We start from the raw sequence: 14,872 nt of genomic DNA on the forward strand, positions 1-14,872 counted from the left end.
GGGCCGCTCGGTGGCAGGAGGAGTAGGCGTGACCCGGAGTGACGAAGTGACGACGCGGCCGCGGACCGGTCGGCGCGCGGAGACCAAGGCCCGCACCCGCGAGGCCCTGCTGGAGGCCGCACGTCGCGTGTTCGCCGAGCGCGGGTACGGGCCCGCGTCGGTGGAGGAGATCGCGCGGACCGCGGGCGTCTCGGTCGGCTCGGTGTACGTGCACTTCGCCAGCAAGGAGGCGTTGTTCACCGCGCTCGTCGAGGCGCAGACCTCGGCGGACGTGACCGCGATGTCCGCGGTGGTGCACGACGACCCCCAGGAGACCTTCGCCGCGCTCGACCGCCTCGTCTCCGACGTCGCCGACTCCCGCGAGGAGGCGCTGCTCGACGCCGAGACCTGGCTCTACGCCGTGCGCCACCCGGAGTTCGCCGACCGCCTCGCCGAGCACGAGATGCGCATGGCCCGCTTCGCGAACGACCGCCTCTCGCACGACTGGGACGCGATGGACCCCGCCGTGCGCAGCGTGGTCCGTGACGACGAGTTCGTCGTCGCCGCGGCGGCGCTGTTCCACGGCATGATCCGGCTGCGCCGCGTCCTCGGCGAGGAGCGCGTGCCCGCCGACCTCTACAGCCGCGTGCTGCGGCTGATCCTGCACCTGCCCGACTGACCGTCACGTGGCGCGGCCGGGCAGCACCGCCCGCAGCACCGGGAGGAACGCGGCGGGGTCCTCGGCGAAGCCGACGTGGTCGCCGGGGAAGAGCGTCGGTGCGATCCCCAGCGCGTCGGCGAGCGCCCGCGAGGTGCGGTCGCAGAGCTGGCCGGCCGAGTCCTCGCCGATGCCGACGACGATCCGCGGCGTGCCCGTGCGCAGGGCGTCCACATCGGGCCGGAAGTGCGTCGTCGGCCGCAGGAGGTGCGCGTTCTGGTAGTCGCCGTCGGCCTTCGCCGCGGCGTCGGGCTCGCCCGCGAACACCATCTGGAACACCTCCTCGGGCATGCGGATGGCCGCGTTCTCCAGGAACGCGCGCCACGAGCCGGCGTGGTCGCCCGCGAACCAGCGCTCGATGACGACGTCCTCGCCGACGTGGCGCTCGTCGCGGTCGGGCAGCAGCTCGACCAGCGGCGGCTCGTGGGCGACGACGGTGTCGACGAGGTCGGGATGCTCCAGCGCCACGGCCAGCGCGGTGACGGCGCCGCCGCTGGAGCCGAACAGGGTGACCGGCCCGTCGGCGCCGACGTGGCGGATCAGGCGGGCCACGTCGTCGGCGCGGGTGGACAGCGTGGGCGACGCGTCCGGGTCGTCCACCGGGCTGCGGCCGATGCCGCGGACGTCGGTGGTGAGCACGGTGTGGTCGGCCGCGAGCAGGTTGGCGAGGCCCGCGAAGGCGTCGGCGTCCATCGGCGTGCCGAGCAGGACCACCAGCGGGCCGGCGCCGCGGACCTCGTGGTGGAGGCGGGCGCCGGGCACGGCGAGGGCGTCGGAGATCGGGGTCGCGGCGGGGACGGTCACGGGGGCCTCCGGAGGAGAGGGAATCGTCGGGGAGTGTGACGCCGCCCGGGACCCGAACTCATCGCTCCCGATCGAAGCGATCTCCCAGCGGGTACGACAGGCGCGTGACCACGAAGAAGACCCGCGACCTGACCTGGTTCCCGCGCCTGCTCGGCGTCGCCACCGCCGGCTACAGCGTGGCGATCATCGCCAACCCGTCGCTGTTCGCCAAGCCCACCGGTCTGCAGGCCGAGGGGGCGCCGCTGCCGACCGCCACCGCGATCGGGGTGCGCGCGCTCGGCGGCCGTGACCTGGCCTCGGGCCTGGCGATGGCCCTCGCGCCGGCGGGGAAGGCGCTGCGCACCGCCGTGGCCGTGCGGGTCGGCTCCGACGTCGTCGACCTGGTGCTGCTCGGGACCTCGTTGCCCGACCAGAAGTACCGGGCGAAGGCGGCGGGCGTCGCCGCGGGCTGGGGCGCCCTGTGCGCCCTGGGCTACCTCGCGGCCGGCGACTGATCGGCGGCGACCTCGGCGACCTCGGCCGCGCGGAGGTGGTAGACACCGGCGGCCGGGGTGAGCGGGTGCAGGTCGTAGACGTGCACCACCTTCGGGCCGTCGTGGAGGTGGGTGTGGGTGACCACGGGCAGGGGCGCGCCGTGGCGCGCCTCGCGCACCTCGACGCGGCCGTCGAGCGGTCCGCCCACGTAGAGCAGCACGGCGTCCTCGTCTGTCACGGCGGCCTCCCCGGTGCGCTCGTGGGTGGACGGATGGTGCGTCGGATCCAGCGTAGGGATCAATACCGTCCGGCGCTGCGTCCCTTCGGAGGCAAGCGGTGACGAACGGTGACGGCGTGCGTGACTGGACCTCCCCTGGCACCGCGCCATTGGTCCCCGAGATCACGCTCCTGCTCGCCGACGACATGCACCGCACCTGGTCGGCCATCGACGAGGAGGCGCCGCCGTTCTGGGCGTTCGCGTGGGTCGGCGGGCAGGCGCTGGCGCGCCACGTCCTCGACCACCCGGAGCTGGTGCGCGGCCGCCGTGTGCTCGACCTGGCGTCGGGCTCCGGGCTCGTGGCGATCGCCGCCGCGCAGGCGGGCGCCACGGCGGTGATCGCCTCGGACACCGACGCCCGCTCCCGTGCCGCCGTCGCGCTCAACGCGGCCGCGAACGGGGTCGAGGTCGAGGTGGTCGGCGACGTGCTGGTCGACGGGGTCGAGCTCGACGTCGACCTCGTCCTCGCCGGCGACGTGTTCTACGAGCAGCCCATGGCGCGGCATGTCGAGCGCTTCTGCGACGAGGCCAGCGGCGCGGGCGTCGACGTCGTCGTCGGCGACCCCGGCCGCGAGTACCTGCCGCGGCGCCGCTGCACCGCGCTGGGCAGCTACGAGATCACCGGCACCGCCGACCTCGAGGGCGGGGCGACCACCCGCACGACGGTCTACCGGTTCACGTGACCGGAACCCGCCTGATAGAACCGTCACCTCTGACGGTTCTTCGGCGGTGTCGGGAGGCGCGGTGCGCGCGGTGCAGGTCGTCCGGCTGGACGGACCGGAGGCGGTGGAGGTCGGCGACGTCGACGAGCCGACGGCCGGCGCCGACCAGGTGCTCATCGACGTCGAGGCGGCGGGCGTCGTCTTCCCCGACCTCCTGCTGACCCGCGGCCAGTACCAGATGCGGCCCGAGCTGCCGTTCCTGCTGGGCAGCGAGGTCGCCGGCACCGTGCGGGAGGCCCCCGACGGTTCCGGCTTCTCGGCGGGCGACCGGGTGGCCGCGCTCCCCGTGCTCGGCGGCTTCGCCGGCACGGTCGCGTCGTCGACCGAGACCGTGTTCCCGCTCCCGGACGGGGTGTCGTCCGACGTCGGCGCGTGCCTGCCGATGAACTACCTGACCGCGCACTTCGTGCTCGAGACGCGCGCGCACCTCGTGGCGGGCGAGACGGTGCTCGTGCACGGGGCCGCGGGCGGCGTCGGGGTCGCCTGCATCCAGTTCGCCAAGGCCCGCGGGGCGACGGTGATCGCCGTCGTCTCGTTGGAGGCCAAGGGCGAGGTGGCGACGGCCGCGGGGGCCGACCACTGGATCCCGGTGGACGGCTTCAAGGACGCCGCGAAGGAGCTGACCGGCGGGCAGGGCGTCGACGTGGTCGTCGACCCGGTCGGAGGTGACCGGTTCACCGACTCGCTGCGCAGCCTCGGCGACGACGGCCGGCTCGCGGTCGTCGGGTTCACCGCCGGCGACATCCCCACGGTCAAGGTCAACCGCCTGCTGCTCAACAACACCTCGGTGGTCGGCGCCGGCTGGGGCGCGTACGCGTCGAAGCGCCCGGGGTTCATGCGCCGGCAGTGGGACGCGATCCGCGACGACGTCGCGAGCGGTCTGCTCGCCCCGCCGATCAGCGCGACCTACCCGCTCTCGCAGGCCGGCGCGGCGATCGCGGAGCTGGCCGAGCGGCGCGTCACCGGCAAGGTCGTCGTCCACCCCCGGGAGAGCTAGTGGATCTCGCGCACACCCGCACCGGCACCGGCGAGCCCGTCCTGCTCCTGCACGGGATCACCCACCGCCGGCAGGGGTGGGACCTCGTGGTGCCCCTGCTCGCGGAGGACCGCGAGCTGTGGGCGCTCGACCTGCCCGACCACGGCGAGTCGCCCGACCTGCCCGTCGAGTACACCGGCGACATCGCCCCGCTGGCGGACGCGGTCGAGGCGTTCTGCCGCGCGCAGGGGCTCGACCGCCCGCACGTCGTCGGCAACTCCCTCGGCGGGCTCATCGCCCTCGAGCTCGCCGCGCGGGGCACGGTGCGCTCGGCGACGGCGCTCTCGCCCGCCGGGTTCTGGTCGCGGCTCGAGCGCGTCTACGTCCGCGGCGTGCTCGGCGGGGCGCACGCCGTGCTCGCCGTGATCCCGTCGGCGCGGCTGCGGCGCCTGCTGGCCACGCCGGTCCTGCGCACGCTCCTGCTCGGGGTGCTGCTCGCCCACCCGTCGCGGGTCGACCCGGAGCAGATCACCGGCGACCTGCACGGCCTGAGCCACCCGCGGTCGTCGTTCGCGAAGATGCTCGCAGGGCTGGACCGCTGGACCCTGCCGCACCGCGCCGCCGTCCCGACCACCGTGGGCTGGGGCGCCCGGGACTTCCTGCTGCCCCGATGGCAGTCGAAGCGCCTGCGCCGCGCCCTGCCCGACGCCGCCGTCTACGTGCTGCCGGGCTGCGGGCACGTCCCGATGGGCGACGACCCCGCGCTCGTCGCCGACTTCGTGCTCGCGGCGACGCGGCCCCGCCGGTGAGGTGCCCACCCTCACCCTGACCCGGGGGCTGCCGGCGTCGGGGAAGACGACGTGGGCGCGGGCGCTCGTCGCGTCGCGGCGTCCCGGCTCGATCCTGCGGGTCAACCGCGACGACCTGCGCCGCATGATGATCGACCCGGCGTACTCGGCGCCGGTCGACGCGGTGGAGCGGCGGATCTCCGACGTGGGGTGGCGCCTGGTCCGCGGGGCGCTGCGCGACGGGGTCGACGTCGTCGTCGACGCCACCAACCTGCGAGCGGGGCCCGCGCGGCGCTGGCTCGCGCTGGCCGAGGCGTGCGGGGCGGGCTGGCACGTCGAGGACGTCGTCACCGATCTCGAGGAGTGCGTCCGCCGCGACGCGGCCCGGCCGGACCCGCAGCGCGTCGGGGAGGCGCGGCTGCGCGACCTCGCCGCCCGCTTCCTCGACCCCGTGACCGGGCGCCCGCCGCCGCTCGGGCCGCCGCCGACGCTGTCCGCGGCGGAGCTCGACGACGGGGATTGAGCGGACGTGCCAGCATGGGACCGTGGCCCACGAGAACGAGTGGTACTACTGCCTCAAGCACCATCGGGTGGAGCCGTGGGACGGCTGCCGCTCCGCGGACCGTCTCGGCCCGTACCCCGACAAGGAGACGGCCGAGCACGCGCTGGAGATCGCGAAGCAGCGCACCGAGGCGGCCGACAAATACGACGAGAGCTAGCCGACGAGAGTTGGGGCTCAGCGGTACCACCGACGGTGCGCGCGGCGCGCGACCTCGGTGACGTCGGCGACGAGCTCGTCGAGCTCCGCACGGAACCGCGACGCGGGCAGCGAGACCGCGATCGCGGCGCTGACCCGGCCGCCGGGGTCGGCGATCGGGGCGCAGACGCAGCCGAAGCCCGTCGCGTACTCCTCGCGGTCGAGCGCGTAGCCGTCGCGCCGGACGCGGACGAGCTCGGCGTCGTAGGCCTCGGGCGTCGTGATCGTCTCGGGCGTGTAGGCCGTCCACCCCGGGGCCAGGCGGGCCCGCCGGTCGGGGGCGAACGCGACGAGCACCTTGCTGACCGCCAGCGCGTGCGCCATCGACGGCGGGATGCGGGCGGGGAGCTCGGGGCACAGACCGAGCCCCTGGTGACCCCGCAGGTCGACGACGTCGAGGTGGTCGTCGTCGGCCCACTCGACGAGGTACGACCAGGCGCGCGTGCGGCGGTAGAGCTCGGTGACGGCGGCCGAGAGCACCTCGGGCAGCTCGTGGCGCAGGGCCGGCCGGTCGGCCCCGCCCCACGCGGGACCCGGGCGCAGGCGGTAGGCGCCGGTGTCGGTGCGCTCGGCGTGCCCGGAGCGCAGCAGACCCTGGACGACGGGCAGGACGCCTGTGCTCGTGCGCCCGAGGTGGCTGCCCAGGGTCGCGAGGTCGACCCCTTCCGGGTGAGCCGCCAGCATCCGCAGTGCACGGAGCGTGCCCGGCGCGGGCGTCGACGGCGATCGCGTCGGTCCGGCATCGCCCGACCGGGGGAGCGGCAGCTCGATCGTCACGACACGTGATCCTAGGGACGGCTCCGTGCCGACGGAACGATCCCGTTCTGAGGAAACCGTGTCAGTCCGCCTCGAGCGCCTGCCCGCATCCCGGACACGTCGTCGGGGGGTCCTCGTCGGCGAGGCGACCGCACTCCGGGCAGACCCGGTGCATCCAGCACGCCGGGTCGCCGCCGGCGTCGTCGGGGAGCTCCGCGGGGGAGGGCCGGGTCACGGCCGGTGCTCGTGCCGGCGCCGCAGGAGAGGTGCCCCCGCGAGGTCCTCCTCGTTGCACAGGAGCTTCACCTCGAAGTACGGCGAGTCGGCCCCGTTGTCGTAGTCGAGATGGATCGCGGACACGTCGAGGGCCTCGCCGAGCCACGCCTCGGTGCTGCGCAACCAGCTCGCGGAGCGTTCCAGGGCCGAGGCCAGATCGTTGTCCCGGAAGGCGACCGCGCGGTAGGGCACGTCCGCGATCTGATCGACGTCCGAGGTCGGCCGGGGGAGTCCGACGGCGACACCCGAGTCGTCCAGCTGCAATTCGTTCGACAGCTCGCTCACGCGACGATGTTCTCGCGATCACCGGGTTGCGGCAACGCCGCCACGGCCACGGCGGCGAGGCCGCACGTCGACTCCGGCCCGGAACACCGAAAGGCCCCGGTCGGTGCCCCTCGCGGGGCTGTGACCAGGGCCTTTGTGGTGGGCGATACTGGGATTGAACCAGTGACCCCTACCGTGTCAAGGTAGTGCTCTCCCACTGAGCTAATCGCCCGAGGCGCAGGCGGGAATCGAACCCGCGTACAGGGCTTTGCAGGCCCTTGCCTAAGCCACTCGGCCACTGCGCCAGGCTTCCGGAGGTCGTCCGGCTCACCGTGGAGAAGTAGGCGAGAGGCCTCCCGAGCGGACGACGGGACTCGAACCCGCGACCCTCACCTTGGCAAGGTGATGCGCTACCAACTGCGCTACGTCCGCGTGTGGCCGGCGGGTTTCGAAGGCCTTTCGACCGTCCGACCCGCCGTTGCCGACGAAAGGAACACTACTGCATCGTGCGTCCCCCCCGTTGCCCGGGGGGGGGGCTATCTCAGCTCGGGTCGGTCGAGAGCAGCAGACCGAGCGCGTGCTCGAGGTCCAGCCAGTCGTCCTCGCACCCGGGCGCGACGATCTCGTGGGTGCGGGTCAGGAACTCCGACACCTCGCGGCTCGCGGCGCGGAAGGTGGCGTGACCCGAGGGGGAGCTGAGTTCGATCTCGACGGACTCCGCGTCGCCCTCGGCGGGCCGGATGCGGACGTCGCCGGCACCCGCGGCGCCGAGCAGACCGTCGGTGAGGAGGTCGCGGGAGAACACCCACTCCACCCACCCGGCGCGACCGGTGCGGAACGCCGCCTGCACGGCGTACGGGTCGCGCGTGTCGTACCGCATCTCGACCTGGACGGGCACGGGCGGGTTCGGCGGACCGACGAGGTCGAAGACCGCCGTGGAGCGGATCGTCGTGTGGTCGTTGAGCATGAGGCTGCCTTTCGCACGCTGCTGTCGTCGGGGGAAACGACTGGCGGACGACCCTGTGACGGCGGTTCACCCGGCTCACGCATCCGTCACACCGGACGAGCACACCGATGAGCGCTTACCCGGTTCGGTTCCGTAACGAAGCACCCTCCCCAGCCGGGCGTCCGCCGGTGCCCCGGGAGCACTAACCTGAGGCACGTCCTGCCCGCACACGCGCACCGGAGGAGAGTGTCGACCAGTGACGGACGCGTCGCGAGGAGTCCCCGAGGTGGCTCCGGAGAGTGACGACGACACCGGTACTGGTGTGACCGACACCACATTGCTCGAACGGATCGGCGAGCGCGATGCGGAAGCCCTCGCGCAGCTCTACGACCGCTTCGGACGCCCCGCGTACTCGCTCGCCCGTCGTATCTGTGTGGACGAGACGTTGGCGGAGGACGTGGTGCAGGAGGCCTTCCTCGTGGTGTGGCGCGACCCGGGGCGCTTCGACCCCGCGCGGGGCGCGGTGTCCAGCTGGCTCCTCACGCTCGTGCACCACCGGGCCGTCGACGCCGTCCGCCGCGAGGCGACCCGGCGCAAGCGCACCGTCCCGCCGGCCGCCGACGGCGAGGACTGGAACGTCCCGCCCGGGCCCGGGGCCGACCAGGCGGCGCTCGAGGCGGTCGCCGCGGGGAAGGTCCGCGACGCGCTCGCCGAGCTGCCGGCCGAACAGCGGGAGGCCCTGGGTCTCGCCTACTTCGGCGGTTACACGCAGCGGGAGGTGGCGAGCCTCGTCGGTGTCCCGCTGGGGACGGTGAAGTCCCGGATGTTCGCCGGGACGCAGAAGCTACGGGCCCTGCTGGGCCCGCACGTCGAGGTGGAAGGGGAGGAGCGATGACCCACCGCGCCCCCGACACCCACAGCGGCGAGCACGACGCCCTCGCCGTGGGCTGGGCCCTGTACACCCTCGACCCGGACGAGGCGGCCGCCTTCGAGGCGCACCTCGAGACCTGCCCGGTCTGCCGGCAGACGGTCGACGAGACCACCGAGCTGCTCGGCGACCTCGCCGGCGCCGTCGTGCCCGTCGACCCGCCGCCGCGCCTGCGGCAGCGACTGCTCGACGCCGTGGAGGCGGAGGCCGGGACGCCGGCGGATCCGCCGGCGGAGTCCTCCGGGACGTCGTCGGGAACCGCTGCGCCGGAGGCGACCGTCGTCCCCCTGGCCCCGCGACGCCGTGCCACGCGGTGGCTCGCGGCGGCAGCCGTCGTCCTCGTCGTCGCCGCCGTCGGCGGCCTGACCGCGGCCAACAACTCGCTGCGCGCCGAGCGCGACGCCGCCCAGGCCGCCGCGGTGGCCCAGGCCGAGCGCGAGGCGGCCGTCACCGACGTCCTGCGCGACGCCGGAACCCCCGGCGTGCCGCACGCCGTCCTCGCCGGACCGGGGGGCGGGCTCGTCGGCGTCGTCGTCGACGACGGCACCGGCTCCCGGGTGCTCACCACGGGACTCGGCCCGAACGACGTCGCCGCCGAGACCTACGTCCTCTGGGGCCTCGCCGACGGAACCCCGCGCCCCCTCGGCACGTTCGACGTCGGGGGCCAGGGTGCGGAGGTCCGTTCCGTACCCTCGGCTCCCGAGGCGGTCCCGTTCGCCGCATTCGCGGTCTCCCTGGAGCCCGGACGCGCAGCGCCCGCCTCGCCGACAACGATCGTCGCGAGTGGGCAGGTGGGACGTTGAGCGAACCGGGCGAGCAGTCGACCGCGACCGCGCAGCAGGACCCGCGTCCCTCCGTCGCCCCGCCGCCGAAGCACCGCACGATGCGCACCCGCGTGCGGCACTTCCGGGCCCGGGTGCGGTCGAAGCCGAAGGCCAACAAGGCCTGGCGCCTCGGGATCGGGATCCTCGGCACGATCGTGCTGATCCTCGGCGTAATCGCGATCCCGTACCCGGGTCCCGGCTGGCTGATCGTCTTCGCGGGCCTGGGCATCCTCGCGACGGAGTTCGCCTGGGCCGGCCGGCTCCTGCGGTTCGCGCGGCGTCACTACGACCGCTGGATGGCGTGGGTCGGCCGCCAGCACGTCGTGGTCAAGTGCCTGCTGGGGCTGCTCACCTGCGCGATCGTGCTGGTGACGCTCTGGCTGCTCGGCGCGCCCTACCTCCTGGCCAAGGTCGTGGGCCTCGGGCACTGGACCTGGCTGCAGAGCCCCTTCGCCTGATGGTCTAGGCTCGTGGGCGCTGAGGGCGATTAGCTCAGGGGGAGAGCGCTTCGTTCACACCGAAGAGGTCACTGGTTCGATCCCAGTATCGCCCACCAGCAAAGGCCCTGGTCACAGCCCTGCACGGCGCTGAGGCCAGGGCCTTCGTGGTGAGTGGGGCGTTCTTCCCGACAGACGGCCGTGCGACTCTCACGGCGTGGAGGGACGGCCTCGAGGAGCACGTGCGCTGCGTGTGAGCGCGGCGTTGACCCTGTTCGACGGGCTCGCCTTCGGGCTCCCCGCGATACCCGTCGCGATCTTCGTCATCGCCACCGGCCGACTTCCTGTCCTCCTCGATCTCTTTCCGGTGTACGGCGGGCCGTTCGAGATCCTCGGCCCGGCCGTGCTCGCGGCTCTCCTCGTCGCCTTCGCCGCGGTCTGCGGCGTGGAGATCGTTGCGGGTCGGCTGCTCTGGCGGGAACGGCGGCGTGGGGGAGTCGTAGGACTCGCGTTCCTGCCGATCCAGGCCGTGTTCTGGTTCGGGTTCGCGCTCCCCGTGCCCGTGATCATCGCCGTCGTCCGCGTCCCTCTGCTGCTGTACGGATGGCCACTCATTCGCGATCGCGGTGGGTCGGGGGATGGCGCCGCCGCCACGAGGTCACGCCGAGGTCCCGACGCAACGCCGTGAACAGCTCGCCGTGCAGAGCGAGCAGGTCGTCCGCCTTCTGCTGGAGCATCTCGCGGTCGTCCATGTCGGCCGGACCGTCGGCTGTGGCCCGTCCCGCCGTGCTGAGCCACCTCATGACCGCTCCGCCGCCGGCCTGACCGCGAGGGCCTCCCTACGCACCTCGTCGAGGAACTGTGCCGTCTCGTCGTCCTCGGCGGGGATCAGCTCGAGCGCCCGGTGGATGAACGGGACGTACGGCGGCTTGACGAGGAGCTCGTGGATCCGGCGCTCCCGATCCAGGGCCTCCCGTGCCGTGGGCAGGTTCCCGCGGCGAGCTTCGGCGAGGAGCAGCAGCCACCGAGCACCGGAGTGGATCGGGTCGTGCTCGAGCGCTCGGGTGGCCGCGGCGACGCACTCGTCGTCGCTCCCGGCCCGCAAGCAGCTCCAGGCGAGGAGGCCGTGGGCGTCCGGGTCGTCGGGAGCCAGCGCCGCGCCCCGGCGCGCGGCGGTGACGGCTCCTGAGACGTCGTCGAGGTCGAGCCGGGTCTCCGCGAGCGCCTGGAGGATGACTCCGGCGGTGTCCTCGTCGAGATCCGCCGCGCGCTCGAAGCCCTCGGCCGCCTCGGCGGGCCGCTCGAGGTCCAGGAGCGCGTGACCTCGCCACCACAGGAGGTTGACGTCGCGGGGGAGTGCGGTGATCACATCGTCGGCGAGCTCGAGCGCGCGGGCCGGGTCGCCCTCGCCGAGTGCGTGCCGGATCGGCCGGTAGACGGGCTCGACGCCCTCGGGAAGCCGCGCGAGCACCTCCGCGGCCTCCCGCCGGAGCTCCTCCTCCTCGTCAGGGCCCACCACGATCGCCTGCATCATCCGGGCGGCGACCTCCAGCGCGTCCCCGAGCTCGCGGCGGGAGGAGAGCGTGTCGGCGGCGGTCACGCGCGTCCGTGGATCCCCGTCGGTCATCTCGCGCAGGAGCGGGCCTCCGATGTCGTCGGACGGCAGGGCCTCGACGCAGCGCCGGGCGTTCGTCCGGACGAGGTCGCTCTCGTCGTGCAGCGCGAGGTGGACGATGCGGGCCACGACGTCCGACGTCCGCCACGCCGAGAGTCGCTCCTCCGCGAGGTCCTGCTCGACGAACCACTGCCGGAACTCGGCGACGGCCGCCGCGCGGGCGACGGGATCGGCGCCGGCGAGGGCGTCGCGCAGGGCGAGACGGACCCGTTCGTCGACGTCCGCGAGCACGAGCACGCGGTGGATGGCGAGGGCCCAGGGTGGCCCGGAGCCCCAGCGCGGGTGAGCGGCCACGAAGTCGGGGTGGGGTGCGAGCAGGACCAGATCGTCCACGAGCTCCACCGCGGCCGGGTCGCTGCCGGCGGCCTCGATGGCGTCGAGTGCGGCTCCTGCCACCTCGGGCGGGAGGGTCCCGCGCAGGGCGGCCAGGAGCCGCGGCACGACGCCCGGCGCCTGCCGCTTCGCGAGGGCGGCGATCGCGATCCCGCGCACGTGGGGGTCGCCGTCCGCCATCGCCGCCCACAACGCCGTCGTGGCCGAGGGGTCGTCGAGCTCGGAGATCGCCCGGACGACCCGGGGCGCGACGTCGTCGCCGGCGGTGGCCCGAGCGGCGAGGGCATCCACCGCCGCGGTCGGCCCGATGGTCGCCACGAGCGCGGCCACGGGTCCGCCGACGGGGTCGTCCTCGCGGCAGATCAGGTCCAGCAGGGCGTCGGCGACGTCGAGACCCCTCGTCACGGCCTCGGCGATGGCCGCTCGCCGGAGGACGGGCTCCGACGACGACACGGAGGCCGTGACGTCCTCGTCGGTGGCCCCTCCGATCGCCGCGGTCGCCGTCGCGTCCCGCTCGGCACCCCTCCCGCGGACCTCCCGGATCTTCGCCCGGAGCGACGCGACACCTCGCTGCAACCCGGTGCCGGTGCGAGGGTCCTCGAGCAGGTCCCGGACGGCGGTCGCGAGCGCCGGGTCGTCCTGCGTCAGCACGTCGACGGCGGCCGAGCGCGCCGGTTCCGCCACCCTCCTCAGGAGGCGACCGAGACCGACGCGAGCACCGTCGTCGGACGTCCGGGCGAGCCGGCGGACGATCTCCGGGACCAGGCTGCTCGGCGGGAGCCGGGTCGCCAGCTCGTCGATCGCGAACTCCGAGGCGTCGAGATCGTGCTCGTCCAGCGCGACGACCCGGTCGAGGAGTGCCCGTGCCACGTCGTCAGGCCGGTGGAGGCGGTCCAGAGCACCCTCGGCGACGTGGTTGCCGGACGTCGAGGACGTCGTCATGGCCACCACGGCGTCGATGTCGACCTGGCTCGCCCGCCCGGTCTGCATCAGGCAGGCGCAGGCGATGGCGCGGGGGAAGAAGCCCTCGCGTCGCAGGTCGTCGCGCCAGGTCGCGGTGAGTTCGGCGAGAACCGCTCGGTCGATGTGGTTCGCCGCCGCGACCACGTGAGCCGCGAGGACGGGGTGCCGGTCCGCGAGCGCCGTGACCATCGGGGTGGCGTCGTCGACCAGCCCCGCCACCAGGAGGAGGACCGGCACCAAGCGGTGCGCGGGAGGGTCGAGGAGCCCCCAGGAGAAGCCCGGCTCCGGATGCAGCGCGGGCGTCAGCTCGGCCAGGGTCACCGGATCGTGCCGCAGGTGGAGCGCGGTGAAGTACTCCTGGACGGACTGGTGGAGGAACTGCAGCTGGTCGTCCTCGCGACGCAGGAGACCGTCGTCGACGATCTCGTCGAGGCAGGCGTCGACCGTCCAGTCCGCCGGCATCCCGCCACGTCGCCGCGTCCTCGTCTGGAGCGCCTCGAGCCGCTCCTCGAGCTCGTCCTCCAGATCCTCGTCGAGCACGAGCGACGTCCGGGCGAGTGCGGTCATCCGCGTGGCGAGGAAGGAGAGCACCGGCTGCTTGACACGCTCCGGGTGGTACGCGGCGTTGCGCCGGTGGCCCTCCTTGCGCATCCAGCCCTGGACGAACTGCTCGTAGAGCCGGCCACGGTTGCGCGGCATCGCACCGCTCGGGGCGCCGGCCAGCGTCCTCGACAGTGCCGCCAGCATGAACGGGTTGGCCGCCAGTTCCCGCAGCTCGTCGGGCATCCGCTCGTAGAGCGTACCGAGCCCGAGCTGTTCCAGGAACTCCTGCACCTGCTCGGGGCGCAACCGCAGGACCTCGAACCGTCGAGCGTCCCGCGGCAGCTTGTCCAGGTGGAGGGAGGGCCGGGACGCCACGATCGCCCGCCGACCGTGCTTCTGGGCCATGAACCGCCCGAGGACCCGCGTCGCGGCGAGCTGCACGGCGTCGGGGAGCTCGTTCAGGGAGTCGAAGAGGTAGACGACCCGGTCGTCCCGGAGAATGCCGAGGTCGGTGAGCTCGGCCCAGTCCTGGGCGAACGACACCGAGTCCGCGATCAGCCGGTGCAGGTCCGGGATGTCGTCGAGCTTCGTGAGCCGCGCGAGGTCGACGTAGACGGGGACCGGCGCGGTCGGGTCCTGGACCGCCCGGGCCGCGCACTCCGTCGCGAGGTGGAGCAACGCGGTCGTCTTGCCCGCCCCGCCCTCGCCGCTGAGGATCACCGGTGCGTCGACCCCGTCGACCAGCTCCGCGAGGGGACGGGCCGGCGGGTCGGGCTCGGTCTCGTTCCCCGCTCGCTCGGCGACCAGGAGGTCGAGGTACTCGACACCCGGTGCCGAGCCGAGGGCGGAACCGGCGAGATGGGTGGCGTACCGAGCCGCCAGATCGGCGGCGTGCTCCGGGACCCAGTCGTGCGCCGGACGGGGCTTGTCGAGCTCGGCCTGTACGCCGTTGCTGAGTGCCCTCTGGAGCCCCAGGGCGTCGGCGAACTCCGCCGGACGCACCGCCGCGCGCACCTCGTCGCGGAACGCGACGACCAGGGGCATCCGCTCCGGGTCCAGCAGGTCCGACAGCGCGACGTCGGGACAGTGGGTCTGGAGAAGGGCGATCCGCGGGATGCCCAGCCGGCCCGCCTCCCGGAACTCGAGATGGGTGATGGCGAGGTTCTCGGGGTTGTCGTCGGCGGGCCGGAAGCCGTAGCGCCACCCGAGGACGAGGACGTAGAGATCGCATCCCGCGATGTCGGCGAGGCAGCTCGTCCGGACCGTCTCGCTGTCCGGCAGGTAGCTGTCGATCGCGTGGTGGCGCGCGCCCCGCAGCCACTCGAGGACGACGCGCCGCTCCTCCTGCAGGTCCAGGGCGGTGGAGGACAGGTAGACCCTGACGCTCTCGCCGCCCACGCCCACCCCCCGTCCGCGACGAGGAGCCTACTGG

General features: G+C 74.0%; 18 protein-coding genes and 4 tRNA genes. 12 read left to right on the plus strand and 10 right to left on the minus strand.

What is annotated here, in order from left to right:
* Positions 1-28 precede the first annotated feature (28 nt).
* The gene (locus tag WCD41_RS10715; protein ID WP_337713418.1) at positions 29-658 is read left to right on the plus strand and encodes a TetR family transcriptional regulator; all 630 of its coding nucleotides are present in this window, start codon (positions 29-31) and stop codon (positions 656-658) included.
* Positions 659-661: 3 nt separating this feature from the next.
* On the opposite strand, the gene WCD41_RS10720 is transcribed toward WCD41_RS10715, so the two are convergent.
* On the minus strand, positions 662-1,501 hold the full coding sequence (locus WCD41_RS10720; protein WP_337713419.1) for an alpha/beta fold hydrolase: 840 nt from the start codon (positions 1,499-1,501) through the stop codon (positions 662-664).
* Positions 1,502-1,605: 104 nt separating this feature from the next.
* On the opposite strand from WCD41_RS10720, the gene WCD41_RS10725 reads away from it, so the two are divergent.
* The gene (locus WCD41_RS10725; protein ID WP_337713420.1) at positions 1,606-1,995 is read left to right on the plus strand and encodes a hypothetical protein; all 390 of its coding nucleotides are present in this window, start codon (positions 1,606-1,608) and stop codon (positions 1,993-1,995) included.
* On the opposite strand, the gene WCD41_RS10730 is transcribed toward WCD41_RS10725, so the two are convergent.
* Complete coding sequence (locus WCD41_RS10730; RefSeq protein ID WP_337713421.1) at positions 1,974-2,213, minus strand: DUF8847 domain-containing protein; 240 nt, start codon at positions 2,211-2,213, stop codon at positions 1,974-1,976. The genes WCD41_RS10725 and WCD41_RS10730 overlap by 22 nt on opposite strands.
* A 116-nt stretch (positions 2,214-2,329) precedes the next feature.
* Here WCD41_RS10730 and WCD41_RS10735 point away from each other — a divergent pair, with 116 nt between their 5' ends.
* From WCD41_RS10735 to WCD41_RS10755, 5 genes are all read left to right on the plus strand, one after another.
* Positions 2,330-2,935 carry a class I SAM-dependent methyltransferase gene (locus WCD41_RS10735; protein WP_337713422.1) on the plus strand — a complete coding sequence of 202 codons (606 nt, stop codon included), beginning with the start codon at positions 2,330-2,332 and terminating at the stop codon, positions 2,933-2,935.
* 61 nt (positions 2,936-2,996) lie between these two features.
* On the plus strand, positions 2,997-3,971 hold the full coding sequence (locus WCD41_RS10740) for an NADPH:quinone oxidoreductase family protein (protein ID WP_337713423.1): 975 nt from the start codon (positions 2,997-2,999) through the stop codon (positions 3,969-3,971).
* Entirely contained in the window at positions 3,971-4,759 is a 789-nt protein-coding gene (locus tag WCD41_RS10745) for an alpha/beta fold hydrolase (RefSeq protein ID WP_337713424.1), read from the plus strand. Before WCD41_RS10740 ends, WCD41_RS10745 begins: the two co-directional genes overlap by 1 nt.
* 1 nt (position 4,760) lies before the next feature.
* Entirely contained in the window at positions 4,761-5,261 is a 501-nt protein-coding gene (locus WCD41_RS10750) for an AAA family ATPase (protein WP_337713425.1), read from the plus strand.
* 22 nt (positions 5,262-5,283) lie between these two features.
* Positions 5,284-5,457: a hypothetical protein gene (locus tag WCD41_RS10755; protein ID WP_337713426.1), complete on the plus strand. Its 174-nt coding sequence runs from the start codon at positions 5,284-5,286 to the stop codon at positions 5,455-5,457.
* 17 nt (positions 5,458-5,474) lie between these two features.
* On the opposite strand, the gene WCD41_RS10760 is transcribed toward WCD41_RS10755, so the two are convergent.
* The 7 genes from WCD41_RS10760 to WCD41_RS10790 all read right to left on the minus strand — a co-directional run bounded on the left by WCD41_RS10760 (position 5,475) and on the right by WCD41_RS10790 (position 7,758).
* Entirely contained in the window at positions 5,475-6,272 is a 798-nt protein-coding gene (locus WCD41_RS10760; protein ID WP_337713427.1) for an IclR family transcriptional regulator, read from the minus strand.
* 61 nt (positions 6,273-6,333) lie between these two features.
* Positions 6,334-6,486, minus strand: coding sequence for a hypothetical protein (locus WCD41_RS10765; protein ID WP_337713428.1), 153 nt, complete (start codon positions 6,484-6,486; stop codon positions 6,334-6,336).
* Positions 6,483-6,812 (minus strand): hypothetical protein, encoded by a 330-nt coding sequence (locus tag WCD41_RS10770; protein ID WP_337713429.1) that lies wholly within the window; start codon positions 6,810-6,812, stop codon positions 6,483-6,485. The genes WCD41_RS10765 and WCD41_RS10770 overlap by 4 nt, the downstream gene beginning before the upstream one ends.
* 136 nt (positions 6,813-6,948) lie before the next feature.
* Positions 6,949-7,023: transfer RNA gene (locus WCD41_RS10775), tRNA-Val, on the minus strand.
* 1 nt (position 7,024) lies between these two features.
* A tRNA-Cys gene (locus WCD41_RS10780) sits at positions 7,025-7,096 on the minus strand.
* Positions 7,097-7,150: 54 nt separating this feature from the next.
* Positions 7,151-7,223: transfer RNA gene (locus tag WCD41_RS10785), tRNA-Gly, on the minus strand.
* A gap of 109 nt (positions 7,224-7,332) precedes the next feature.
* Positions 7,333-7,758, minus strand: coding sequence for an SsgA family sporulation/cell division regulator (locus tag WCD41_RS10790; protein WP_337713430.1), 426 nt, complete (start codon positions 7,756-7,758; stop codon positions 7,333-7,335).
* A gap of 301 nt (positions 7,759-8,059) precedes the next feature.
* Here WCD41_RS10790 and WCD41_RS10795 point away from each other — a divergent pair, with 301 nt between their 5' ends.
* The 5 genes from WCD41_RS10795 to WCD41_RS10815 all read left to right on the plus strand — a co-directional run bounded on the left by WCD41_RS10795 (position 8,060) and on the right by WCD41_RS10815 (position 10,614).
* Positions 8,060-8,632 (plus strand): RNA polymerase sigma factor, encoded by a 573-nt coding sequence (locus WCD41_RS10795; RefSeq protein WP_337713431.1) that lies wholly within the window; start codon positions 8,060-8,062, stop codon positions 8,630-8,632.
* The gene (locus WCD41_RS10800) at positions 8,629-9,468 is read left to right on the plus strand and encodes an anti-sigma factor (protein WP_337713432.1); all 840 of its coding nucleotides are present in this window, start codon (positions 8,629-8,631) and stop codon (positions 9,466-9,468) included. Before WCD41_RS10795 ends, WCD41_RS10800 begins: the two co-directional genes overlap by 4 nt.
* Entirely contained in the window at positions 9,465-9,947 is a 483-nt protein-coding gene (locus WCD41_RS10805) for a TIGR02611 family protein (protein ID WP_337713433.1), read from the plus strand. Before WCD41_RS10800 ends, WCD41_RS10805 begins: the two co-directional genes overlap by 4 nt.
* 23 nt (positions 9,948-9,970) lie before the next feature.
* Positions 9,971-10,045, plus strand: a tRNA-Val gene (locus tag WCD41_RS10810).
* Positions 10,046-10,179: 134 nt separating this feature from the next.
* Complete coding sequence (locus tag WCD41_RS10815) at positions 10,180-10,614, plus strand: hypothetical protein (protein WP_337713434.1); 435 nt, start codon at positions 10,180-10,182, stop codon at positions 10,612-10,614.
* Positions 10,615-10,725: 111 nt separating this feature from the next.
* Here the strand turns inward: WCD41_RS10815 and WCD41_RS10820 are convergent, their stop codons facing one another.
* On the minus strand, positions 10,726-14,838 hold the full coding sequence (locus tag WCD41_RS10820) for a DUF4062 domain-containing protein (RefSeq protein WP_337713435.1): 4,113 nt from the start codon (positions 14,836-14,838) through the stop codon (positions 10,726-10,728).
* Between the last annotated feature and the right edge of the window lie 34 nt (positions 14,839-14,872).

The sequence above is a fragment of the Actinomycetospora aeridis genome (assembly GCF_037400275.1).
In the GTDB taxonomy this organism is placed as follows: Bacteria; Actinomycetota; Actinomycetes; order Mycobacteriales; family Pseudonocardiaceae; genus Actinomycetospora; species Actinomycetospora aeridis.